The sequence below is a fragment of the Staphylococcus sp. 11-B-312 genome, assembly GCF_016743055.1.
GTDB lineage: Bacteria > Bacillota > Bacilli > Staphylococcales > Staphylococcaceae > Staphylococcus > Staphylococcus ureilyticus.
Window position 1 is genome coordinate 962,469 of record NZ_CP068241.1, and the last position, 24,857, is coordinate 987,325.

Below are 24,857 nucleotides of genomic sequence, written 5' to 3' on the forward strand. Positions count from 1 at the left end.
CCTTATGAATTAGAATTTAGTATTTCTACTTTTTGAATAAAGTAGTTATTGTCTATAGTTGTATCTAATAAAACATTGGAAGTTGCATCGGTTATTTCTTTTAAGTTAGATAATCCTAAACCACGATTTTTTCCTTTTGTTGAGTAATTTTCTTGGAACAAGGTATGTACTCTAGGCATATCAGGCTTACATTTGTTCATGATGATAAACATAACTGAATCGTCTTCATTTTTGATAAAAGCAATGCGAATTAGAGGATCATCCTCTATTTTTTCTGAAGCTTCTATAGCATTGTCTAATAAAATACCAATAATTCTACTCAAATTGATAATAGGCATATCAATTTTTTCAATTGGCTCTGGAACTTCAATACTTAATCTTATATTTTTTTCTTGAGCTTGTAATATTTTAGTTGTGATTAAACCTTTAATTTCACGGACTTTTAAATTTTCAATACCATTAATTTTAAGTGTTTTCATTTGCATATTATCTTGCATTGGTATGATTTCTTCATTGAAATATTTGCGTAAACCTTCCATATCATTTTCTCGAATATAATCAGATAATGTAGAAAGGATATTAACATAATCATGCCGAAACTTACGCATCTCATTATTAATCTTTTCAATTTGTAACGTATATTTATAATAATTTTCTATTTCTTTAATATTACGTTTATATTGGATTTGACGTATAATGCTGAAGGAAATAGTAATGATTAAAATAGCCGTAGTAATGATAACCACAGCATACATGATTGAAATAAATTTAGCATCACCAAATGAAACATTTTGATTTGGTAAGTAAAAATATATCAACCCTAAGATAATAAGTAGAAATAAACTAACTAATATTAAATATAATTTATTCAAAGATAAATCTGAAAAGAGAGTCGTTTTATAAAAAACCTAGCTATGTATGCGTAAATTAATGAAAACATAGTGAAAGTAATTGCATAAAATATTGAAAAATTATATTTGATAACTATTACATCTACAATCAAACTACTTAACCACAAACTTGTAAAGTTGGCCATATATAAAATAAAAAAACAAATCATTGTAGTAACAATACCAAGAAATTTGTTTTTATAATACATAAATATTAATGTAGCAACGAATAAAAATAGTACTGCTTGTGAATCAATTATAAAAAATAAAATAGCAGAAAGGATTATAATTCCAATAATAGAAATATAATCCTTCTTTATAAAATGAATACCACTTATAAGGCTCAAAGTATAGAACAAAATAATTGCTTGTAATAATGATAAAATCAATAAAAATAAAACCGCCATGTTATACACACTTTCTAAGTAACTATTATTTTATTTGTATAAATCTGTTAATTCTTTAGGAATTTCAGGTTCATCAACAAATCCAGTACAAGGTTTTACACTTGAGATTGTACCAATGAAAGTAAAGAACTTAGCAAAAATAGTTAAAATTGATTCGAAAATATTCATAATTAATAATCCTCCTTAGGGAAAAATATTGGAATTTGTAAAATTGCAATGATGGTAATACCAAGCAACATTAGTTGTTGGTATGGTTCATCTAAAAATACAGAAATAATTAATAATAATAATGTTACGGCGATAGCTTTAATTTTTTTTCCTTTTCTAAGTCGTTGTGGAATAGGTTGCTTTTTAGTTGCAGATGGTGAGAAAATTATGATTAAAACTAAACCTATTAAAGACAAGGTATACATTATTTCAGACGGTACTTTCATATACCCGACTATCCAAGGAAGTAAAACAAAGTAAAAAAGACTTTCTAAATAACATAATAGAGAACTTCTAGCATGTGCACCATGTGCAAAATGTCTGATTAAAAAAAATGATAAGTGTACAGTTAGTGTGTATAAAAATAGGTTGCAAAGGATTGAAATGCCATAAATTACAATTGCTTTAAAAAAGTTACTTACTACAACTTGCATGCCTAAACGCATTTTCAAATACTCTATATTATCTAGATTGTTTCGTATTTGAAGTTGTTTAGCAAGTCTATCTATTTTATTGTCAATTAATTTTACCATTGGCTATTCTCTCCTCACCCGTATTATACAATTTTAATTATATTTTAGGCGTCTCATTGCTTAAGTGTATGTTTTGTATTCCTAACTGTTTGTATTTCTTATCTTTTTAATTTTAACATATAATTCTTAACAAATAAGTATGAAATATAACGAGTTAGGAATTATTAAACGCAATTTCAAAAATTCATGGTTTAATAAACTTGTATCACAAAGAAGTGATAAAATTATTTAGACTTAGCCGTTTAAATGATGTTGTTAGTTAGGCTTTTGAGCAGGAGTCTAATTGACTTTACTAAATTGTGACTGTATCTTCGTATAGTTATTGGAGTTACAAGTTTAGTTGTCGGTTTCATTTCTTTGAATACGGATAAGAGGAGGCTGATGTTGTGACAAGAACCTTTTCAGTAATAGCTAGTGGTTTCGTGAAATAGTACTAAATTAGTACACAACTCGCTTAATACGTTAAGCAAATCCCTTAAATTTGTATTTGTAGACCTTTCCCAGTCTCAAATCAAATCTATTTTAACATTGTCTATAACAGAGACAATTTAAAATTTAAACATGTAAGCTATCGGAAACATCATTCAATTTATCATTTTAATCGGTAAATTCACTAATTTTTTTCATAATTAATAACATCCCCAAAAATAGATAGAGAAATAACTGTATAAAACATTCCCTTAATAATAAGTTACAAAAAACCGTGAGTCCCTCCCAAGCTCACGGTTTTTTTATGTTTTATTTATAAAGATGAGGTCTCAAATTTTTAAATACGGGTATTGCTTCACGTTGTTTAGAAACCTCATCTAAATTTAACGAACAATTTAATCTTCCTTCTTTATCATTGAGTTGATCTATAATTTCACCATTTGGATTAATAATTATTGAGTTACCAGCATACTCAGTTTTACCATCGTCACCACAGGTATTACAACCGACAACAAACATATCATTTTCTATCGCACGTGCTTTTAATAAAGCTATCCAATGGTCTAATCTAACACTTGGCCACTGTGCTACATAAAATGCGATTTCTGCTCCTTTACGTGCTGGATAACGTAGTATCTCAGGGAAACGCAAGTCATAACAAATAATTTGAGCAATTTTTACACCGTTAGAAAGTGAAAATGGTTCAGGAACAGCATTGCCTGGGCTCATAAAGAGTGGTTCATCTAACATTGGTACAAGATGTACCTTATCGTAACTATTGATTAAATAGCCTTGCTTAGATACTGCAAAGGCAGTGTTATATACACTTTCTTTCATGATATTAGATACAGAGCCTGCTACAATATCTACTTGATACTGAATAGCTAATTTTGAAATGAACTCAAAACTTCGTGATAATTGTTGATCTGCTAGTTTGTTCAATTGGGGTAAGGCATATCCGTTGTTCCACATTTCTGGCAATACAACAACATCTGTGTCAGTCGTCACATAATTAGAGAACCAATTTTTAATGGTTGCTTCATTAAAAGAAACATTTGCTGGTTCAATTTTAAGTTGAAAGATTTCTATATTCATCAATTTCACCCCTTAAATTAGTATTAGACTAAATATACTAAATATATTTAGAAAATTCAAAATATGATAAATTGTATTATATCTAGATATGAAAAAAGAGGCGAAGACACAGAAGTCTAAGCCTCATATTTTGGCAATCATACTAATATTGATAGAAAAGGAATGCATTTTGTCCACGTTTTTGAAGGTGGATGTATAATAACATGTCATTCCATATATTTAATCTTTTATTTTTTTATAAGGAATCGTTTGCTTATATCATTAAATTCTTTTTCATTAGCTGCTTCACGAATATTACCGAAAGGCATTTGTGCCATCAGTTTCCAAGTTTTTGGAATATCAAAAGCTTCAGAAACAGCTACATCTACAAGTGGGTTATAATGCTGTAATGAAGCCCCAATACCTTCAGTGCTTAGTGCTGTCCAAATAGCGAATTGATGCATTGCGTTTGTCTGATTAGACCAAATTGCAAAGTTTTCTGCGTAATTAGGCATTTGATTTTGTAATCCTTCGATGACTTCTTCGTCTTCAAAATATAAAATTGTTCCATATGAATGTTTAAAATTATCAATTTTATCAGCAGTCGGTTGAAAATCGCGATCAGGTCCCATTGTATTTTTCAGTGCTTCTTTTGTAATTTCCCAAAATTTATCATGGTTATCATTTAATAATAAAACAATACGTGTAGATTGAGAGTTAAATGAAGATGGTACATGTTTAACTGCATGTTCAATTATATTTTCAACTTCTTTATCAGAAATTGAAATTTCTTTATCTAAACTATAAATTGTACGTCTTGTTTCGATTGCATTTTGAAATGCATCTAAATCTTTTGATTTTTTAGAGAAAATTCCCATTATAGTAGCTCCTTTATTAATTCAAAATATATATCTAGTATAATAATTATACCTGAGTTTGTAAATAGGGTTTTTACAAAAAATTTCAGATTTATTACTTTTTCCTTTCAATAACCATCTATTTAATGAAAAAAAGTGAGCTTTCTAATATAATTATAATGAATACAAGGATTACTAATATGGAGGTGAGAAAATGAAAGGGTATAAAATGAATAAAGTATTAATCTCTAGCTTCGCTTTTGCAATAAGTGCCGCTTTAATATCTAAACCAATTCAAGCTGTTGAAGATCAAAATAATAACACATCGACTGGCACAAAGAATAAATTTGCTGAAACTGATGAAATGGGACGTTCATATTTTGCACCTTCAATTTCCAACCTTTATAATGTAGACGATAAAGAAAATTCTGTCTCTAACGTTGAAAATAATAATATAATAAAAAATGAATTGACAGATGATAATTTAAAATCAGATGAAAACTATGATTCATTGAATGATAATGCTTCTAACAATGATGGAAGTGATACACACATTCAACCCGACAATCCAAGTGAAGGAGACATATCTGATACAAATGAAGAGGGTGGTACAGAAGAGACGCCAAAACCTGACCAACCTGATAAAGATGAAGATACATCTTCAAAACCAGATGAACCAAGCGAAGGAGACACTTCTGATACAAATGGAGACGGTGATACAGGAGAAACATCAAAACCAGACAAACCCAATAAAGATGAAGAATCACCTTCAAAACCAGATGAACCAAGTGAAGGGGACACGTCTGATACAAATGAAGACGGTGATACAGGAGAAACATCAAAACCTGACCAACCTGATAAAGATGAAGATACATCTTCAAAACCAGATGAACCAAGTGAAGGAGACACGTCTGATACAAATGAAGGTGGTGATACAGGAGAAACATCAAAACCTGACCAACCTGATAAAGATGAAGATACATCTTCAAAACCAGATGAACCAAGTGAAGGAGACACGTCTGATACAAATGAAGGTGGAGGTTCATCGCCAAAACCAGACAAATCCAGTGATGGAAATACATCCGGTTCAAATGGAGGTACAGGAACATCGACAAAGCCTGACCGACCAAATGAAGGTGGAGGTTCATCGCCAAAACCAGACAAACCCAGTGATGGAAATACATCCGGTTCAAATGGAGGTACAGGAACATCGACAAAGCCTGACCGACCAAATGAAGGTGGAGGTTCATCGCCAAAACCAGACAAACCCAGTGATGGAAATACATCTGGTTCAAATGGAGGTACAGGAACACCGACAAAGCCTGACCGACCAAATGAAGGTGGAGGTTCATCGCCAAAACCAGACAAACCCAACGATGGAAATACAACCGGTTCAAATGGAGGTACAGGAACACCGACAAAGCCTGACCGACCAAATGAAGGTGGAGGTTCATCACCTCAACCAGACAAACCCAGTGATGGAAATACAACCGGTTCAAATGGAGGTACAGGAACACCGACAAAGCCTGACCGACCTAATTTGACACCACCGTCAAACTCTCATTATCCCAATACACCAAGTAATGGAAATCATGAGAGTGGTAATGGAGATGCGTATCAACTAACAAAACCAATCAAACCATCATATTCTGCGCGTCCGAACTTAAAAGGATCAAGTGAAAATGCACAATCAAATAAATATCAAAGTGATTTTAATTATGGAGATTTAGCAGTTAAAGAAGATACAAATCAAGCGTCGACGCATACAAAAAGTGACCGTCAAATTTTAAATAGATTTAACCAAATGTCTACCGGTTCATTTAAATATAATCCTTTTGTTGTAAACCAAGTAAAACAATTAAACAATGGTGAAGAAAAAATTTCTAATAGAGAAATTTTATCCATATTAAGACCACAACGATTTGATGATAATGCTTTTTTAAATGAGTTACAGAAAGGAACGAATTATTTTAAATTTCAGTATTTTAACCCATTAAAATCGCAGGATTATTATAAAAATTTAGATAATCAAGTTTTAGCTTTGATTACAGGTGAAATTGGCTCTATGCCAGATTTGAAAAATCCAAAAACGGAAAGTGCTACAGGTAAATATGAGTATCATTCTAGTGGCGATGAAGAAATGACTGAAACTGCGGATAAAGATTCAAAAAATACTATTGATATAAAATTTGAACGTATATTATTTGCTTTAATAACAGCTATTTTTATTATCTTTGTAGGTGTCGTAGTTGGTTACTTTGTTCATCGTAAAAACAAAAATAATGAATAACTAAAATATAAAAAGGGTTAATCCATTTCATAAGATGGATTAACCCTTTATTTTGAGAATGTAACTATTTTCTTATTTTATAATAAAATGTTAGTTAAACAATAAGATTAAAAATAAATGAAGTAGTTTCTTGTAACTCTTTTATTTTTTCTGGTCCAATTAAAACTTGAATAATTACTACAAAACCATTTTGCATCATATGTACAGCAATAGGAACCCATATGCGCTTAGTAAATGCATATAATCCTGAAAAAATCATTCCCATACCAAAGTAAATGATGAAGAAAGCTGGGTCACCGTGTGCAGCACTAAATATAATAGAACTTACTACCGAAGCTACAATGAATTTTAGGGTCTTATTACCTTTCATAAGTTGATATAACTCACCAAAGATAACTTTTCTAAACACATATTCTTCAAGAATTGGGCCTACAATTGAAATTAAAATAATGAAGACAGGTATATCTTGAGCGACTTTCATTAACCTTTCTGTATTTGGACTTGATTGCGGTCCACCTAATACAAACATATTAATTAAATTAGCAATGATTTGATAAACCATAACACTAACATATCCAACGAATGCCCATAGTATTGCGTAGCGTTTCTTCTCTTTTGCTTGTTGTTCTAACTGTGTTGGATTAGCAATGAAATTATTGATTATAATGATAATGATGGATGCAATTATAAATAAAATCACTTGTGTATAAATATTGGTAAACATTAACGATTTACCACTTAAATTGCTGAAAAAACCAGCCATATGTAAAAATAAAACACCATATTGTGCTAGACCATAAATAACTAATGTCAATATGGATACCCACAAACGAGACATAATGAACCTCCAAAAATAGTTTATATCTTATTTTAGCGTAAATTATGTTCATACACAAAATATACAACGATGGTTTTAACTTGAAATATTGACCAACTTTGATTATTATAGAAAATAGATTAGCACTCAAGGTAATAAAGTGCTAAAGATTTCCAATTCTAAGGAGGAACAATCAATGTTAAAACCATTAGGTAACCGAGTAATTATTCAAAAAATAGAACAAGAGCAAACAACAAAAAGTGGTATTGTATTAACAGATAGCGCTAAAGAGAAGTCAAATGAAGGTACGATAATTGCAGTAGGTGCAGGACGTATTTTAAAAGATGGTTCTCGAGTTGCTCCTGAAGTGAATGAAGGCGATAACGTTGTTTTTCAACAATACGCTGGCACAGAAGTTAAACGTGGGGACGAAACATATTTAATTCTAAACGAAGATGATATTTTAGCAATTATTGAATAATAAAAATTATAACTACGATAAAATATACTAACAACATGGAGGTTAAGAAATATGGCTAAAGATTTAAAGTTCTCTGAAGATGCACGTCAATCTATGCTAAGAGGTGTAGATAAATTAGCAAATGCTGTCAAAGTTACAATTGGTCCTAAAGGACGTAATGTTGTATTAGATAAAGAATACACTTCACCATTAATTACTAATGACGGTGTAACAATTGCAAAAGAAATTGAATTAGAAGATCCTTATGAAAATATGGGTGCTAAATTAGTACAAGAAGTAGCGAACAAGACAAATGAAATCGCTGGAGACGGTACAACTACAGCTACTGTATTAGCACAAGCAATGATTCAAGAAGGTTTGAAAAATGTTACAAGTGGTGCTAACCCAGTTGGACTACGTCAAGGTATTGACAAAGCTGTAGAAGTAGCGATTGAAGCTTTACATGAAATTTCACAAAATGTAGATAATAAAAATGAAATAGCACAAGTTGGTTCTATTTCAGCAGCTGATGAAGAAATTGGTAAATATATTTCTGAAGCAATGGAAAAAGTTGGAAATGATGGTGTGATTACAATTGAAGAATCAAGTGGCTTTAATACCGAATTAGAAGTTGTAGAAGGTATGCAATTCGACAGAGGTTATCAATCTCCATATATGGTCACAGATTCAGATAAAATGGTTGCAGAGTTAGAAAGACCATATATTTTAATTACAGATAAAAAGATTTCATCTTTCCAAGATATTTTACCGTTATTGGAACAAGTAGTTCAAGCTAACCGTCCAATTTTAATAGTAGCTGACGATGTTGAAGGCGATGCATTAACAAATATAGTATTAAACCGCATGCGTGGCACGTTTACAGCAGTTGCAGTAAAAGCGCCTGGATTTGGCGATCGTCGCAAAGCAATGTTAGAAGATTTAGCAATTTTAACAGGTGCACAAGTGATTACTGACGATTTAGGCTTAGAACTTAAAGAGGCAACAATTGATATGCTTGGTACTGCTAATAAAGCTGAAATTACTAAAGACAATACTACAGTTGTCGATGGTGATGGTGATCAAAACAATATCGATGCAAGAGTAAGTCAAATCAAAGCACAAATTGATGAAACTGATTCTGATTTTGATAGAGAAAAATTACAGGAACGCTTAGCGAAATTAGCAGGCGGTGTTGCAGTAATTAAAGTTGGTGCAGCAAGTGAAACAGAGTTAAAAGAGCGTAAATTACGTATTGAAGATGCTTTAAACTCTACAAGAGCTGCCGTTGAAGAAGGAATTGTAGCAGGCGGTGGTACAGCATTTATGAACATTTTTGATGAAGTATCAAAAATTGAAGCTGAAGGCGACGTAGCTACAGGGGTTAATATCGTCTTAAAAGCTCTAGAAGCACCTGTACGTCAGATAGCAGAAAATGCTGGCTTAGAAGGCTCAATTATAGTTGAAAGACTTAAAAATTCAGAAGTAGGCGTTGGCTTTAATGCTGCTACTAATGAATGGGTGAATATGCTTGAAGCTGGTATTGTAGATCCAACTAAAGTAACACGCTCATCACTTCAACACGCAGCAAGTGTTGCAGCTATGTTCTTAACAACAGAAGCAGTTGTTGCTAATATTCCTGAAGAAAATAACAATGAACCGCAACCAGGTATGGGTGGCATGCCAGGCATGATGTAAAATATTTATCACATCTATGTTTAGTTGGTTGATATGACGAAATAATATAAAAATTAAAAACAAACTTTATAGAAGATACTCATGGACGTTTCTCATTTAAACAAATTTTTTGAGAAACGTCTTTTTTATATATCATAGTATAAGTTAAAGCAAAACAAACGTGTTATTAAACTGAAGATTTACTAGTGATAATAAAAAGGTGTCAGTGTATGCTTTTTGATTATAAATTATATCTAAATTTTGAATCGATGGATTAGATATTAATAATTAAAATATACATTGTTTATAATAATTTTACTTATGTGAATAAGTATTAAATAAAAGGGTAGAGAGTGGATGTACGTTTTTATAGCCACATTATATTTAAGTTGCACGATATTTGAAGAGTGGAGGGGATTAAATTATGACAAAGAAATCAGTATATGATGTTATTGATATGGGTGTTAATTATTTAATTTCAGGTTATGATAATTGGAGTAATGATCAAGTATTGGACGATAAAATTGATTTATTCCCAAATACAATACATTGGCAATATGGTCATGTTTTAACTATATTTGAATCTGCATTATCTTTATATGATAAAAATACAGTAGATGTAGAGAAATACACACGTTTGTTTGGTTATGGATCCTCACCAGAAAATTGGGGAGATGAAACAGTACCAAAAATAGATGAAATCTTGAACGATTTACAAACTTTACCAGAGCGTGCTCAAAAAATTTCAGATGAAGAACTACAAGCAGAATTAACTGAAACCATTGCAGGTTGTAATACGTTAGACGAATTGTTGGTATTAAATGCCATTCATATTCCTTTACATGCTGGTAAAATTGAAGAAATGTCTCGTGTTTTAAAACAACAACAATAAATTAAAGGGATACTGATATATAAATCCTAGAAAAATAGCACACAGATGATTTAATGATATAATTTAATCCATCTGCGTGCTTCTTTATTCTTCAGTATTTCGTATTGTTGACTCGCTTTCTTAGGGGGGGCAGCTTCATCCTGTGATCTTCAGCTTATCTTGTTCCCCCAAGCGTCTCGCTAGAATACAACTCATTCACATGTAATTCCACATTAAAATACTTTAAAAAACAAGGCTCTATATCAAACCAGGTAGTAGCTCAATGAGCTAACTATAATTAACACAATATTGAAAAGGGCAATTTCTATATGATTTCAATAGAAATTGCCCTTTTTTACTTGTCCAAGAACTTTATGTCCCAGTGACTTTTTTATACATTTTGTAAATCAGAAATGGCTTTAGCTATTGAATCAAAGACATGAGGGATATCATCTTTTTCTACACAACTAAAAGCAATTCTAATGTCAGAATCATTTAATGCAATTACACCAATAGAATAATTTTCGATTAAATGCTTACGTAACTGTTCTGGATTAACATTTTTAACTTTAAGCGCCATAAAGTATCCAGAGTTAAAATCATAGGGTTGCCAATATGTTGAATATTTTTCGTCATAAACAACAGATTTTGTAGTTTGGTATCTTGCATTTAATGTATCTATATTCTTTTGAATCTCTTTGTCAAATTGATCATGGTTTTCAAGTACATATTTAACTGCACTTTGAGAAGGCATTGGTCCACTAGAAATATTACTTCTAATTAACCCTTTTACTTTGGCTTCTAAGACTTGTTTTGTAATAGGATCGTTCACACCAAAACTAATAAATCCAACACGTAACCCCCATGCAAAGAATTCTTTAGTAGCTCCATCTAAGCGGATAGGTAATAAATTAGGCAAATGTAAATTTGTTAATGCAGTAAATAGAGATTGCGTGTAAACATCTTCATAGAATAAACCATAGTAAGCGTCGTCTATTAATGCAATAACATTAGTGCCACGCTCTGCAAGTGATTTGATGGCATCGACAATAACGGCTACTTCATCTTTAGTAGGCGTATAGCCAGTTGGGTTATTAGGATAATTCAGGATTAAAATAACTTTATCTTTGTTATATTGTTCTAAAGTATGAACAAGTTGTTCAGTGGTGAAATGTCCATGCTCATCGAAGATATCATATGTTTCAATTTCAGCACTATGTCTTGTACTATATACTAATTTATAGTTACCCCAATTATGTGATGGTAGTAAAATTGTGTCTCCGCTATCAACAAACATATCTCCCACAATAGATAGACCGTGTGTCAATGCATTCGTAACAATAGGTCTTGTCATGTGATTCGCAGTTAAATCAGGATTGTCTTTCAACATTTTTTGTTGCCATAAATCGCGAAGTGCTTCTAAACCTTGAGGAGGTGCGTACGGAAAGATGTCATTTGGTTCTAAATGATTGAACATATCATTTAACGTTTCAGCATACATTTTACTATCTTTATATGTTGCCATACCAATTGTGGCATTATACTTAGTAGCTTTCGCTTCTGCAGATTGTGATAAAATGCCTTTTGGATAATACATTAATTTGCCTAAATCAGAAAGCATATCTGCGATTTCTGGATTGGATTTAGATAATTGTTCGTTTAAATCTAAAGCTAAAGGATTCATAGTTTGTTAACCTCTCTTTACTTTTTAAATGATATAACTATATTATCTTGAAATCAGTCAAAATTAAAGCGTTCTAAACATTTTATAAGAAAAATATAAATTTATGGTCATTTTATACGAACATGTGTTCTGATTTATGTTAGAATATAGATAGGCCATCAAAATCCTACATGGTACTTTTTTGTGGGGGGTGTAGTATGATTACGTGGTGGCAAGAAATTTTAGTAACTTTAATAACAGGTGGCTTACTTGTTGTATTCCGTGTTTGGTTAGAAGATAAGTGGAAAGACAAATAGGTGGCCTTACACAAAAAACCCCAAGTCTGATAGCGCAGACTTGGGGTTGTGTAGTATAATTCGTGGATACAATTATATTTTAGCACCACCAAGTATAAACTGCAAACAATATATTCTATTGCGTGTAATGGAAATTAATAAAATAATAAATTTAAATAGAAATAATACGAATGAGTTTTAGAAATTGCGAGTAAATTTTGATACAATATAATTATTTGAGGTGAGTATAGTGAAGCATTTAACAAAAATATTTGTGGTTATTGCTATTGTATTGTTTGTCGTTGGTTATTATTTGCAGGCTACTGGTCATGAAAATTCAGGCATAAAATTATTAATTGCAGCAATTATGTTTATGATATGTGCATTTATAAATAGAAGTAATGATAGACGCAAAAGAAATAACCAAAATCATAAAAGGAAATAAATAGTAAGATAGAGACAACAATTTCTTTCTTACTAAGAGCAAGGCTACCCATTTTTTATGTGAACTGCACCCTGTCAAGTAGACAGTGAAAAAAACAAAATGTTTATGGCTACCTTATATTTACGATATAAGGGTAGCCATTTTTAATGTTATTCTTTCTTGATTAAAAAATTCTATATATGAATTAATTGCTTTTATTGCTGTAGCCTTGTCTTTAAAAATCACTTTTTTTCTTCCTCTAAACAATTCACTTTTAATAGTTCCCCATACACCTTCCATAGGCCCATTATCTATGCAACATCCTGGTCGTGACATACTTTGTTTTATACCAAGTTGCTCTAACGTAACTTTAAATAATCTGCTTGTATATTGATATCCTCTGTCGCTATGCAAGAGTATACCTTCGGTATTCGGCACAAGTTTGACTGCTTTTTTGAGCGTATCTAATACAAATTTATTTATGACTGATAATCTGTTTGCTGCCTAAGTCATAAATAGCACTTAAGTAAAGTTTTTTACCATTGCTGAGTTTGAATTCTGTAACGTCAGTTAACCATTTTTTATTTGGGATTTGTTCTTCAAATTTTCTATTTAATATATTATGTGCTGTAATTTCAGGTGTTGTTTTAATATATCGTTTTCTTTTAGGGCGGATAGTAGATTTTAGATTAAGTTGATTCATCAATCTATAGACACGTTTATGATTTACTTTTTGATGTAGTTTAAGTCTTAAATATATGTATATACGACGATATCCATATATGCCTTTGTATTTATTGTAGATATCAACGATATCTTTGATTAATTTTTGATTTTCAATTTCTTTATTTGATGGTTTGCGATGTAACCATTTATAGTAACTTGAACGTGATATCTTTAATACTGAACATAACCAAGCTATCGGATAAAGGTTTTTAAATGCTTTTACCGTTTGGTATGATGCTTTTTGTCTGATGCCTGTTTCATCAACTTCCTTTCTATTTCTTCTTCCTTTTTTAAAACGTCATTTTCCATTTGAAGAAATTTATTTTTCTCTTTAAGTATCTTAATTTCAGCTTTTAATGCCTCTTCAGGTGTTAATACAGACTGGGGTTTCCCTTTTCCACGTCCATCTTTAAGCCCATCATACCCATGCAAGTTGTACTTTTTTACCCAGTTATATACTTGGCTATAATTGATGTTAAAATGATTTGCTGTTGTCTTATACGATTGGCCATGATTCATATAATAATCAACGATTTCTACACGATCTTCAAATGTTAATGATTTATATTTCAATTGATACACCTCGGGTTTTGGAGAATATGTTTTTAATATTTTACCCGATAAATACTTTGAAATCCATTTGTTTACAGTTGAAGTAGTGGGGATATTATATTTAACTACTAAATCAGTTAAAGATAGGCCATCATTTATATATTCGTGCACAACTTTAAGCTTAAATTCATTTGAGTAGGTATTATTTCTCTGAATTGGTAAAAGCACCTTTATTCCATGCTTCTTAAATTTATAATAGTTAATCAATAATGTTCTAGGAGAACAATTTAAATTTAATTTTTGAATTACATTTTTCATACTATATCCTTCTTCATATAAGCTGAAAGCTTTTTGATAAGTTTCAGGTGATAATTTTCTATGAGTCATAAAAAGCTCCCTTCAAAGTTTACATTTTTAAGTGTCTACTTTGAAGGGAGCATATCAATGTTGGTTAGCCTTTTTATTTTAAACGATATAGTTATTGGTTTTAATATTTAAAACAAAATTTTCAATCACTGTAAATTTTTATTTAAAATGAAATTTTGACTTTACAAGTGTGTATATATTGTATATATTGTGTATATACAGTTATGAGGGAGGACGTTAATGAAAATACTTTTAAAAAATAGTAGTGAAAGGCCGATTTATGAGCAAATCAAACAACAAGTAAAAGAGAACATTTTAAAAGGATACGTTGCTCCTGGAGAACATTTGCCTTCAATGAGAGAATTAGCACAGGATTTAAGTGTCAGTGTAATCACCACAAAGCGTGCCTACGAAGATTTAGAAAAAGATGGTTTTGTTTTTACTATAAGAGGAAAAGGTACATTTGTGAAGGAGCAGGACAGTTCAATTTTAAAAGAAAAACAATTTATAGTTATAGAATCCTTAGCTAAATCAATGAGTAAAGAAGCCAAGACCATTGGGATGACTTTGTCAGAGTTACAAGAAATATTAGCGTTGATTTATGAGGAGGACGACGAATGAATGCAATAGAATTGAAAAACATTAATTATCATTTTAAAGAATTTCAATTAAATGATATTTCATTTAAAGTCCCTCAAGGATTTGTAACTGGTTTTATCGGAGCAAATGGTGTTGGTAAAACGACAATTATCAGGTTAATCATGGATTTAATTGAACCTAATGATGGTGAAATATTCGTTTTTAACCAAAAAATGAAAAATAATGCTGTAGCAATAAAAGATAAAATTGGTTTTATTTATTCTGAGTTATATCTTAATGATAAATGGACAATAAAGAAAACAGAAAGTTATATTGCGCCATTTTATAGTTATTGGAGTCATGATATTTTTAAACATTATGTTGAGTTGTTTGGTTTACCTTTTAATAAAAAGATTAAAACATTTTCAACAGGAATGAAGATGAAGTTATCTATTGCAATCGCATTTAGCCATCAAGCGGAATTATTTATTTTAGATGAACCTACTTCAGGCCTAGATCCTATTGTTAGAAATGAAGTTTTAGATATCATTCAAAAAGAACTTATTGATGAGAAAAAGACTGTTTTTTTATCAACGCATATTATTTCTGATTTGGAAAAAATTGCTGATTATTTAGTCTATATTAAAGATGGAGAAGTTGTTTTGAATGATTTTTTAGATAAACTTTTAAATCAGTTTAAAATTGTCAAAGGTGATTCCGATCAAATTGATGAAGAGTTAAGGCAATTAACTCAATACTTTGAAAGTAATAAAACGGGTTATACTGCACTAACAACTCAAGCCAATGTGTTTTATGAAATATTTGGAAACGCCGTTGCAATCACTAGTCCAACAATTGAAGACTTAATGGTTTACCTCGAAAAAGGTACCCAAAAGAATGATTAGGGCCTTTCTAATAATTAACAACGCGGGAGGTATAAGATGAAAAATTTACTTATTCGAAACCTTAAGTTACGTAAATGGACGATTGTTTTATATGCAGTTTTACTTGTTATTTCGCCTTTACAATTAATTTTGAATCATGACACCTTGATGAATAAAGTGATTTATTCTGCACTTGTTATGGTACTGGTAGTTATTTCAGTTTTAGATTCAGGACATGTTTTTCGTTTTAATAAAAAGCTAGGACACAAACAATCCTATGACTTTTTTGCTAGTTTACCGGTTTCTAAATTATCTTTATTAAATGCGAACTATATAACTGTTTTGGTATTTACTTTTATTGGTGCAGGCATTTTATCTTTATATGGTATTTCCAATGATAACTATACAAATAATACAATTAACATTAACTTCACATTGCCATTTTCTTATATTGCCATCAACTTCTTTGCCATACCATTAGGCTTTAAGCGTTATACAGAACAAAAGGCAGAATATATTTCATTTATTCCTTACGTGCTAGGGATGTTAATTTTCTTACCGTTTGTCATTGCAATTATCATTATCGGTTGTTCATTACTATTTGATTATGACTTTGAACATTTAAGATATTTTAAAAATTTCTTTAACTATGGCTTTTTGTCACTAAGTGTTATATTTTTAGGAATAAATTATATCATTCAATATAGAAAGCTAAATTAACTTTAAAGGAGGCGCATTATGCAGTTAAAACAAATTACTAAAACATATGGTAGTAATAACGTATTAGACCATATTGATTTTGATTTTGGCCATAGTCAAATTGTTGGTTTAATAGGTAAAAATGGAGTGGGTAAAACCACTTTAATGAAAGTGATGAATGGCAACATTGTAAATTATAAAGGTGAAGTTCAACTAAGTAATAAAGAAAACGTAGGTTATTTAATTGAGCATCCTAAATTATACGATAATAAATCTGGCTTATATAACTTGAAGCTTTTTGCAAATGTGTTAGGAAAAGGATTTGATAAAAAGTATGCTGATCAAATTATCGATGCATTTGGAATGCGCGGTTATATAAAAAAGAAAATTAAAAAATATTCAATGGGTATGAAACAAAAGTTAGCTATTGCAGTGTCTTTAATGAATAAGCCCAAATATTTAATTTTAGATGAACCAACAAATGGAATGGATCCTGACGGTTCAATTGATGTTTTAAAAACGATACAATCACTTGTTCAAGAACTAGATATGAAAATCCTGATTTCAAGTCATAAACTTGAAGACATAGAGTTAATTTGTGATAGAGCAGTCTTTTTAAGAGATGGAACATTTGTACAAGATGTTGATATGAAAGAAGGTGCTCCAACAGATTCTACGGTATTGAATCTTGAAGCAGGTGACTTTGAGGCAGGATTAGCTTATTTAAATGAACATTTTGATGTTATACAGTCTCAAAAAGAAACAGGAGAAGTTATATTAAAGGCTCAAAAAAGCTATAAAGACATATTACGAGGGTTAGCAAGTAAAGAAATTTTCCCTGAATTTATTGAAACACGTAAAAGTTCGTTACGTGATACGTACTTTAATATCAATCAGAAAGGTGGCCAATAATGAACAGTATACAACTCGTAAAATATGACTTGATTAGTATATTTAAAAGTCCTTTAACTTACTTAGCATTATTATTGACGATTTTACCAATGATTGGATTTACAATTTTATTTGTTCAACAATCTGATGAAATGAATGGTAATACATTACTTTCAATTGGTAGTTGGTTCTTTTCTATTATGGGTCTACTTTTTGTAATTAAAACAATTACACGTGATATTTCTCAAGGTACGATTCAATTATATATGAATAAAACATCGAGTCGTGTGGGTTATGTTGTTGCAAAAGTTGTTTCTATTATACTAATTGCTATATTAATAACAGCTATTCTTGTTGCATTTGTTTTAATTGTTCAAGGTATTGTAGATGGTAAAAATATTAAAATGGATAAAATTTTTGAATTACTATGGTTTTTCCTAATGTTCCATTTATTCTTTGGATTACTATTATATTTATTTGCATTAGTAGTGCCTAAAACAGCGCTTATTTTCACATTAGGAATTTTCTTAGTATTGATTGTGCCTTTTGCAGAGCCTTTCTTACCAATGATTCCAAAAATTGGAGATAACATACAAGACTCATTAAAATATATTCCATTTAGTTATTTAACATCGAAAACGACTTCTGGAGATTATACATTCAGTAATTGGCAATGGTTTATTACCTCAGCTTCAATTGTTATTTTATTTATTATTAATCTATTCTATGCATCTAAAAAAGATATTTAATAGTAGAAATTAAACTTCAATAAAAACACGTATGAATTGTAGTAAAGCTCATCCAATTCATACGTGTTTAATTATTTAGTGATTAATTTATCTAAGATTGAATCGTAAACATGTTTCCACATTTGTGAGTCTGTTTTGTAACGATTTGCAATAATTGTGTGTGTTTCTGCTGATTTGTCTTTAAATGTAGGGTCGTCTTTTTCAGGTAATTTTGAGCGCGTGTCATCTACAAAGTTTTGGACTTGTCTAGCACGAGGCCCCCAAACAGTTTGTTGTTCAAAATCATCATTTAGAAAGACAAATATTGGAATAGATCTAGCCGTGCCATTTGTTAAGTATTGATCTATTAAATCAGTATTTTCATCGCGATGGAATACTCTGACTTCCAAGTGTAATGCTTCACTAATATGTTTTAGAATAGGAAGATTCATCATAGCATCTCCGCACCAATCTTCTGTTATTACAAGCACTTTGCTGTAAGGTAAAGATTTGATTTTTTCAAGACGTTCATCATCTTGAGGAAGTGAGAATGATTTATAAATTGTAAGTAAATTTTCTTGGTTTTCAGTCATATCCTCAATGTACTGATCAAGTGGCTGACTGTTTTTGAAATAAGTTTCTAAACTTGTCATTATTTTTCCCCCTTTAATTTATTAGCTATTATTATAGCAACAATTTTTAATGAAAGAAAATTTTTAATACTTAGAAAAGTAATAAGTTTTAATATTTGTTTTAAATGAAAATACTAAATGATTATGCTATATTAATTTAGTATGAATAGTGTAAAACAACATTGGATTACATAACTTTTTGATATTAGTTTTTAACTAATAATATTTAAACATTAAATTTATTATATTTAATCATTGAATCGATAAAGTCCGTATAATTGTGTAAAAGTAAAAAGGCCATATAACAGTCCTTTTACGGTACAATGTTTTTAACGACAAAAACATACCCAGGAGGACTTTTACATGACCCAAGTACATTTTACACTGAAAAGCGAAGAGATTCAAAGCATTATTGAATATTCTGTAAAGGATGACGTTTCTAAAAATATTTTAACAACGGTATTTAATCAACTAATGGAAAATCAACGAACAGAATATATTCAAGCAAAAGAATATGAACGAACAGAAAACCGACAAAGTCAACGAAATGGCTATTATGAGCGCAGCTTTACGACACGTGTAGGCACGCTAGAATTAAAAGTACCCAGAACACGTGATGGCCATTTTTCACCCACAGTGTTTGAACGTTATCAACGAAACGAAAAAGCCCTCATGGCTTCAATGTTGGAAATGTATGTATCAGGCGTTTCAACTCGTAAAGTATCAAAAATTGTGGAAGAACTTTGTGGTAAATCCGTCTCTAAGTCCTTCGTTTCTAGCTTAACAGAACAGCTAGAACCTATGGTTAACGAGTGGCAGAATCGTTTATTATCAGAAAAAAATTATCCTTACTTAATGACCGATGTACTCTATATAAAAGTACGAGAAGAAAATCGAGTACTCTCAAAAAGCTGTCATATAGCGATTGGAATAACCAAAGATGGCGACCGTGAAATTATCGGCTTCATGATTCAAAGTGGCGAAAGCGAAGAGACCTGGACAACATTTTTTGAATACCTAAAAGAACGCGGTTTACAAGGTACGGAACTCGTTATTTCTGATGCGCACAAAGGATTAGTCTCTGCCATTAGAAAATCCTTCACCAACGTAAGTTGGCAAAGATGCCAAGTTCACTTCCTAAGAAATATCTTTACCACCATTCCTAAAAAATTCAAAATCTTTCAGAGAAGCTGTTAAAGGAATTTTTAAGTTCACAGATATTAACTTAGCGCGTGAGGCTAAAAATCGATTGATTCATGATTATATCGATCAACCAAAATATTCAAAAGCTTGCGCATCATTGGATGATGGATTCGAAGACGCCTTTCAATATACCGTACAAGGAAATTCCCACAATCGACTAAAGAGTACCAATCTAATTGAACGACTGAATCAAGAAGTACGCAGAAGAGAAAAGATTATTCGCATCTTCCCCAATCAAACATCAGCCAATCGCTTAATTGGAGCCGTTCTTATGGACCTACATGATGAATGGATTTATTCTTCAAGAAAATACATCAATTTTGATAAGTAGAAATGGTAAAAACATTGTATAGCATTTTACACAGGAGTCTGGACTTGACTATATTGAATCTTTGATATGTTAGATTATGTTTACTTAATAATCTTAACGCAACATTTAGATGATGAATATATTAAAGTGTTTGTTATACATAGAAATGATGAAATTAGAGCGTTGAAATTTGTATTATTAAATTTGATAATGACATGCCTTATCGGTTTGCCATGTTTTGAATTGAAATAGAAATCGATGAAATCTTACAATTTGAATGGCGGTAGATAACTTGGATAAAATCACATTTTTAAATGCGTTAGAACAAGAATTAGAAAACCTACCTCGAAATGAACGAGATAAAGTGATGTATGAATATGAGCAGTATTTTTTTGAACAAGAAAACAATGGGAAAAATGAATACCAAATCATTGGAGCTTTAGAATCGCCAAAGCAGATTGGTAAACAGATAATGGCAAAAAATGCTATTGTATCTGCCGAATATAGACCAAGTACTAAAAATATTGTCAGAGCAATAATGGCTTCTCTAGGTATGGGGATTTTGTCATTAATTATTATTTTGATACCTATGGTAATATTAGCTGTATTTATGTGTGGCTTATTACTCGTTGCGTTTTTCTTAACTATTAGCCCTATATTGTTAATTGTTCATGGATTATTGAATCACATGATTAGTCTTGCGATAAGTAATTATTTTTTTGCTTTTTCTTTTACAGGGTTAGGTATTGTTTTATTTGTAATTATAGCTAAACTAGCTCAACTTGTTTATCGTTTAATTTTAAAATACTTAAGATGGAATATCCGAACAATTAAAGGAAGTGTAGATTTATGAAGCGGTTATTTTTAGGTGGATTAACTTTATTTATAACGTGCTTTCTTTTAGGAAGTGTTACATGGTTCGGTTTTGAAAAGCAAAATGAAAAATTAAATAGTGTTAATAAAGTATTAGATTCTAAAGATATTAAAAATTTAGATGTTTTAACTGAAAATTGTAAAGTTTTAATTAAAGCTGGAGATAAAACGTCAGTGAGATATAAAGGTAAAAGAAATCTTGATATTAGCAATCATGATAAAACGTTGAAAGTTAAAGAGACTGAAAAACTAGAAAACCATTATGGTTTAAATTACAATCCTTTTAGAAACTTTGAGGATAACTTAATTATCACTTTACCTGAAGAAAAATTAAATGAACTGCATGTTTCAAGTAAATATAACACTATAACGGTTAAACAATTAAATGTAAATGATGCAGATTTTTCAAAAAAGCATAAAAATGGAGGTAAGGTGTTTGTAAATGAATCTAAGTTTGAAAAGTTAAGGTATAAAGGACTAAATTCAGCTATAACGTTTAAAAATAGTGAAATAAATAATGCTAATATTAAAACTGAAAATGCCAGAATAAATAGTGAAAATACTCTTATCCAAGCGTCTGTGTTATTAGTAAATAATGGAAGCATAAACTTATCTAATACAGAAATCGATTCAAATTTTAAGGCTTCTGCTAAAAAAGGTGATATTAATATTAGTTATAAAGCGGCGCCGAAAAATACACTTCTAAAGTTATATCCATTTCATGGAGATGAAAAAGTTAACAATAAGCATTTTGTGAATCAAAAAATAGGAAATGGGGATAATATTTTAGAGTTATATACCACTGACGGAGATATAGTGATTGATTAATTACTTTTATAGAATCTGGGACATCATTGACTCGTCCCAGATTTTTTCATATTGTTAGTGAGCCTTATGTATAAGATTCAGCCCAGGTACTCATTTTGTACTTTTTTCGATTTTAATCATCATTGCTAGGAGAGAGACAATAAAATCTTTTTAATAAAATTAGATCTCTGTTTCACTCCTTTTGTATAGTCTAATAAGTTGCAAAGGTTAATTCGGTATCTAATTGACCAAAAAGTGTGTCTGTAGATAAAGCTTGCCCATTAAGCCAGTTTGCAAAGTTTATTTTGGTCGGATGTTTATTTTCACCGATTGCAATATATGCAGTTAAAGTCTGTGGTTCATACATACTCGTATGTATTGTTCCTGACCAACTTCTAAAAAGCTTGCTATAAATGTTATATGGAGGGTTATTAAATAATTTAAAAGCTTCTGCTTTATTTAGGTGTGCTGGTTTATGTTTAATAAGCCGTTCTAAACGCGCCTCTGATTCTGCTGTATAATTTCTATTTTCATGTGTTAATAATTTAAAGTGATTCGTACAAGTTTGGTCATAGCGCACGTTAATTGAACGGGGTGTAACTTCAATAATTGCATGATCTAGATTTTTATCCATAACAATGTAGCTAAATGAACTTCTATGTGGGATTTCCTTTAATAGTTGTATTGCTTCTGGTACAGTTTTACAATACTGTAGAATAATTCTACCTATCATATAACATACAAAACCGTCTCCAGGATGTTTACGGTGCATGAAATTGTAACCCATAGACAGCCCAGCTTCGTTCATTCCATCCATTCTTCCAGTTACACGCGAAGTTGGCCCAACCTGTGCTAAACCACCATCATTTGGTTGAAATAATAAATATCGTCCATCATAAGTGGCAGGATGGTAGTCGTAATTGCGTACCATGTAATCATTTCCTAAAAAGACAGTGCAACCGCTATTTTTTAATGGTGTAAAACGGTAATGTCCGAAGTTTAATATCATTTGTTTGGTAGGGAGATTCAAAACTTCTTGCATACCTTTTATTTCTTCCCAAATTTGTGGGGCATATATTTGGAAAATTTCATATGTTTCTTTAATATTTATATCAAATCTAGGCATGCGTTTTTTCCATTCTTTTTCTCTATTTTTTAGCATTGGTGTTTGCTGCATCCATTTAGCAGTTTTGACGCCTAAATCAAAATGTGATCCTCGGTGCGTTAAAATATCTGATTGTACTTTTTGCATAAAAAAACTCCTATGTTAAGTGTAACCTTACAATAATGTTATCTCATTGTAACGTCATGTTAATTGTATTACTGTTCTGTGGAAGTTATCATAAAATTAACTTTTAAAACTAAATCTTAATTTAGTTGAATGAGGTGATGATTATGTTAAATTACTATGGACAATTAAGAGATGCTCTATCAACTTGGTGGGGTAATTAATATCTAATGATTATTTTATAGTAGTATCATGTTTACTTCAAATGGTTATTAAATTCCAATTCTTTTCAAACTATTTAAGTTATAATGGTTATTTAGTATATTTATAATGTAATTTTATATTATGAATCCTTAGAATAATTTATTTGAAAAAGGGTATATATTTATTGATGTCTTTAAGTATGCTATCATAATTGTTAGACATGTTAATAAATTATTGAGGTGAAACAGAATGTGGAATTTTATTAAAGGTTTATTTAAATTTGTATTCGGTACAATTCTTACTGTATCGTTAGCAGCAGGAATAGGTGCTGTTGTATTCGCTTATATCTTCAAAAAAGACTTTGAAGATATCGAAAATAAAACAAAAGAAATCGTTTCAGACATCGAATCTAATAATTAATTACTGATAGAACACTTTTAAGTGTTCTATTTTTTTTAGCCTCCGTTCATCTGCCGAAAGCAGATGCTACGGAGGCTTATGCAGTCGGAAGACTGCGAACCAAAGTAAAAGAACTGCCGAAAGCAGATGCTACGGAGGCTTATGCAGTCGGAAGACTGCGAACCAAAGTAAAAGAACTGCCGAAAGCAGATGCTACGGAGGCTTATGCAGTCGAAGGACTGCGAATGACATGTGTGCAATAACTGACTTTTAGTACGATGTTGGTTGATGCTTTAGGTTTATGTTTGTGATATCAAAAAGTGATAGCTTTATTGTGTTTGAATTGGCAAGTGGATATCCCTCTAAGTACATATGAAGCATATCAATATTTTTAATTTCCAATGTGATATATTCTAGCCAACCATTCTTATAATATTCGATATCCACTGGTATATTTGCATGTAGTGCTTGATGTAGTTGAATATTAAGTTCATTTAATTGATCGTCTGATAAAATAGGACGGTCAATTTTATTTTGATCAATGATATGTTGTTGTACTGCCTCAAATTGTTCGGGTAACGTTGCAAATGGTGCCCACTTAACCATTCCGCGTCCTTGTGGAATATTAGGATTTAATTTTTCCCTAGGTATTTTTCTATAATCAGTTTCTTTATTATTATATTCATTTGAAAGCATCTAATCACCTCAATTCAATAATAGAACATTTGTTCGTATTATTGCAAGTTATTTTTCAATATTTAATAAAATGTTAGCGTAACGTCTGAAAACTGACCTGATTTATAAAAGAAAGCAGATAATAATTAAAGTGAAAGCTAGAAAATGATATGTTTAATTAAGATAAATTAGTTTAATAAAAGTAAAAG

The 24,857-nt window shown here is 30.7% G+C and carries 23 protein-coding genes and 3 pseudogenes; 15 read left to right on the forward strand and 11 right to left on the reverse strand.

The window, feature by feature from the left end; all coding sequences use genetic code 11:
- Positions 1–2: 2 nt before the first annotated feature.
- From agrC to JG554_RS04475, 5 genes and pseudogenes are all read right to left on the reverse strand, one after another.
- Positions 3–1,297: pseudogene (gene agrC / locus JG554_RS04455) on the reverse strand (quorum-sensing sensor histidine kinase AgrC).
- 30 nt (positions 1,298–1,327) lie between these two features.
- The gene (gene agrD / locus JG554_RS04460; RefSeq protein ID WP_046208004.1) at positions 1,328–1,465 is read right to left on the reverse strand and encodes a cyclic lactone autoinducer peptide AgrD; all 138 of its coding nucleotides are present in this window, start codon (positions 1,463–1,465) and stop codon (positions 1,328–1,330) included.
- 2 nt (positions 1,466–1,467) lie between these two features.
- Entirely contained in the window at positions 1,468–2,037 is a 570-nt protein-coding gene (locus JG554_RS04465; RefSeq protein ID WP_046208003.1) for an accessory gene regulator AgrB, read from the reverse strand.
- Positions 2,038–2,775: 738 nt separating this feature from the next.
- A complete protein-coding gene (locus JG554_RS04470; protein ID WP_064209760.1) occupies positions 2,776–3,561 on the reverse strand; it encodes a carbon-nitrogen family hydrolase in 786 nt (261 codons plus the stop codon).
- 227 nt (positions 3,562–3,788) lie between these two features.
- On the reverse strand, positions 3,789–4,418 hold the full coding sequence (locus JG554_RS04475; protein WP_046208001.1) for a nitroreductase family protein: 630 nt from the start codon (positions 4,416–4,418) through the stop codon (positions 3,789–3,791).
- 193 nt (positions 4,419–4,611) lie between these two features.
- Between JG554_RS04475 and JG554_RS04480 the strand changes: the two genes are divergently transcribed.
- Positions 4,612–6,687 carry an SdrH family protein gene (locus tag JG554_RS04480; RefSeq protein ID WP_070039267.1) on the forward strand — a complete coding sequence of 692 codons (2,076 nt, stop codon included), beginning with the start codon at positions 4,612–4,614 and terminating at the stop codon, positions 6,685–6,687.
- 94 nt (positions 6,688–6,781) lie between these two features.
- Here the strand turns inward: JG554_RS04480 and mroQ are convergent, their stop codons facing one another.
- Positions 6,782–7,525 carry an intramembrane glutamic endopeptidase MroQ gene (gene mroQ / locus JG554_RS04485; protein ID WP_070039270.1) on the reverse strand — a complete coding sequence of 248 codons (744 nt, stop codon included), beginning with the start codon at positions 7,523–7,525 and terminating at the stop codon, positions 6,782–6,784.
- Positions 7,526–7,700: 175 nt separating this feature from the next.
- Here mroQ and groES point away from each other — a divergent pair, with 175 nt between their 5' ends.
- The 3 genes from groES (at position 7,701) to JG554_RS04500 (ending at position 10,530) form a co-directional block, all read left to right on the forward strand.
- On the forward strand, positions 7,701–7,985 hold the full coding sequence (gene groES / locus JG554_RS04490) for a co-chaperone GroES (protein ID WP_019469562.1): 285 nt from the start codon (positions 7,701–7,703) through the stop codon (positions 7,983–7,985).
- Between the two features lie 51 nt (positions 7,986–8,036).
- Positions 8,037–9,659 carry a chaperonin GroEL gene (gene groL, locus JG554_RS04495; RefSeq protein ID WP_070039273.1) on the forward strand — a complete coding sequence of 541 codons (1,623 nt, stop codon included), beginning with the start codon at positions 8,037–8,039 and terminating at the stop codon, positions 9,657–9,659.
- Positions 9,660–10,062: 403 nt separating this feature from the next.
- The gene (locus JG554_RS04500; protein WP_064209736.1) at positions 10,063–10,530 is read left to right on the forward strand and encodes a bacillithiol transferase BstA; all 468 of its coding nucleotides are present in this window, start codon (positions 10,063–10,065) and stop codon (positions 10,528–10,530) included.
- 370 nt (positions 10,531–10,900) lie between these two features.
- Here JG554_RS04500 and JG554_RS04505 read toward each other — a convergent pair whose 3' ends face one another.
- Positions 10,901–12,193, reverse strand: coding sequence for an aminotransferase class I/II-fold pyridoxal phosphate-dependent enzyme (locus JG554_RS04505; protein ID WP_046207996.1), 1,293 nt, complete (start codon positions 12,191–12,193; stop codon positions 10,901–10,903).
- 200 nt (positions 12,194–12,393) lie between these two features.
- Here JG554_RS04505 and JG554_RS13190 point away from each other — a divergent pair, with 200 nt between their 5' ends.
- Together JG554_RS13190 and JG554_RS04510 are read left to right on the forward strand one after the other, a co-directional pair.
- Positions 12,394–12,489, forward strand: a complete 96-nt coding sequence (locus JG554_RS13190; RefSeq protein ID WP_225309943.1) for a Trp-rich small protein — start codon at positions 12,394–12,396, stop codon at positions 12,487–12,489.
- 229 nt (positions 12,490–12,718) lie between these two features.
- A complete protein-coding gene (locus JG554_RS04510; RefSeq protein ID WP_046207995.1) occupies positions 12,719–12,913 on the forward strand; it encodes an SE1626 family protein in 195 nt (64 codons plus the stop codon).
- A gap of 120 nt (positions 12,914–13,033) precedes the next feature.
- On the opposite strand, the pseudogene JG554_RS13335 reads toward JG554_RS04510, so the two are convergent.
- Positions 13,034–14,557 (reverse strand): annotated as a pseudogene (locus JG554_RS13335) (IS3 family transposase).
- Positions 14,558–14,776: 219 nt separating this feature from the next.
- Between JG554_RS13335 and pmtR the strand changes: the two are divergent.
- The 5 genes from pmtR to pmtD are packed head-to-tail and all read left to right on the forward strand — an operon-like array spanning position 14,777 to position 18,338.
- Positions 14,777–15,157, forward strand: a complete 381-nt coding sequence (gene pmtR, locus JG554_RS04530) for a PSM export ABC transporter transcriptional regulator PmtR (RefSeq protein WP_046207994.1) — start codon at positions 14,777–14,779, stop codon at positions 15,155–15,157.
- On the forward strand, positions 15,154–16,020 hold the full coding sequence (gene pmtA / locus JG554_RS04535) for a phenol-soluble modulin export ABC transporter ATP-binding protein PmtA (RefSeq protein WP_046207993.1): 867 nt from the start codon (positions 15,154–15,156) through the stop codon (positions 16,018–16,020). Before pmtR ends, pmtA begins: the two co-directional genes overlap by 4 nt.
- A 36-nt stretch (positions 16,021–16,056) precedes the next feature.
- The gene (pmtB, locus tag JG554_RS04540) at positions 16,057–16,719 is read left to right on the forward strand and encodes a phenol-soluble modulin export ABC transporter permease subunit PmtB (protein ID WP_070039275.1); all 663 of its coding nucleotides are present in this window, start codon (positions 16,057–16,059) and stop codon (positions 16,717–16,719) included.
- An 18-nt stretch (positions 16,720–16,737) separates the two neighbouring features.
- Positions 16,738–17,610, forward strand: coding sequence for a phenol-soluble modulin export ABC transporter ATP-binding protein PmtC (gene pmtC, locus JG554_RS04545; RefSeq protein ID WP_046207991.1), 873 nt, complete (start codon positions 16,738–16,740; stop codon positions 17,608–17,610).
- On the forward strand, positions 17,610–18,338 hold the full coding sequence (pmtD, locus tag JG554_RS04550) for a phenol-soluble modulin export ABC transporter permease subunit PmtD (protein WP_046207990.1): 729 nt from the start codon (positions 17,610–17,612) through the stop codon (positions 18,336–18,338). The genes pmtC and pmtD overlap by 1 nt, the downstream gene beginning before the upstream one ends.
- A gap of 71 nt (positions 18,339–18,409) precedes the next feature.
- On the opposite strand, the gene JG554_RS04555 is transcribed toward pmtD, so the two are convergent.
- Positions 18,410–18,970, reverse strand: coding sequence for a thioredoxin family protein (locus tag JG554_RS04555; protein ID WP_064209734.1), 561 nt, complete (start codon positions 18,968–18,970; stop codon positions 18,410–18,412).
- Positions 18,971–19,312: 342 nt separating this feature from the next.
- On the opposite strand from JG554_RS04555, the pseudogene JG554_RS04560 reads away from it, so the two are divergent.
- The 3 genes and pseudogenes from JG554_RS04560 (at position 19,313) to JG554_RS04570 (ending at position 22,163) form a co-directional block, all read left to right on the forward strand.
- Positions 19,313–20,483, forward strand: a pseudogene (locus tag JG554_RS04560) (IS256-like element IS256 family transposase).
- Between the two features lie 271 nt (positions 20,484–20,754).
- Entirely contained in the window at positions 20,755–21,315 is a 561-nt protein-coding gene (locus JG554_RS04565) for an HAAS signaling domain-containing protein (protein WP_064209733.1), read from the forward strand.
- Entirely contained in the window at positions 21,312–22,163 is an 852-nt protein-coding gene (locus tag JG554_RS04570) for a DUF4097 family beta strand repeat-containing protein (RefSeq protein WP_046207987.1), read from the forward strand. Before JG554_RS04565 ends, JG554_RS04570 begins: the two co-directional genes overlap by 4 nt.
- 190 nt (positions 22,164–22,353) lie before the next feature.
- On the opposite strand, the gene JG554_RS04575 is transcribed toward JG554_RS04570, so the two are convergent.
- Positions 22,354–23,394: a C45 family autoproteolytic acyltransferase/hydrolase gene (locus JG554_RS04575; RefSeq protein WP_070039278.1), complete on the reverse strand. Its 1,041-nt coding sequence runs from the start codon at positions 23,392–23,394 to the stop codon at positions 22,354–22,356.
- A 429-nt stretch (positions 23,395–23,823) separates the two neighbouring features.
- Here JG554_RS04575 and JG554_RS04580 point away from each other — a divergent pair, with 429 nt between their 5' ends.
- Positions 23,824–23,994, forward strand: a complete 171-nt coding sequence (locus JG554_RS04580) for a hypothetical protein (RefSeq protein WP_019469577.1) — start codon at positions 23,824–23,826, stop codon at positions 23,992–23,994.
- Positions 23,995–24,243: 249 nt separating this feature from the next.
- Here JG554_RS04580 and JG554_RS04585 read toward each other — a convergent pair whose 3' ends face one another.
- Positions 24,244–24,669: a YolD-like family protein gene (locus tag JG554_RS04585; protein WP_064209731.1), complete on the reverse strand. Its 426-nt coding sequence runs from the start codon at positions 24,667–24,669 to the stop codon at positions 24,244–24,246.
- Positions 24,670–24,857 lie beyond the last annotated feature (188 nt).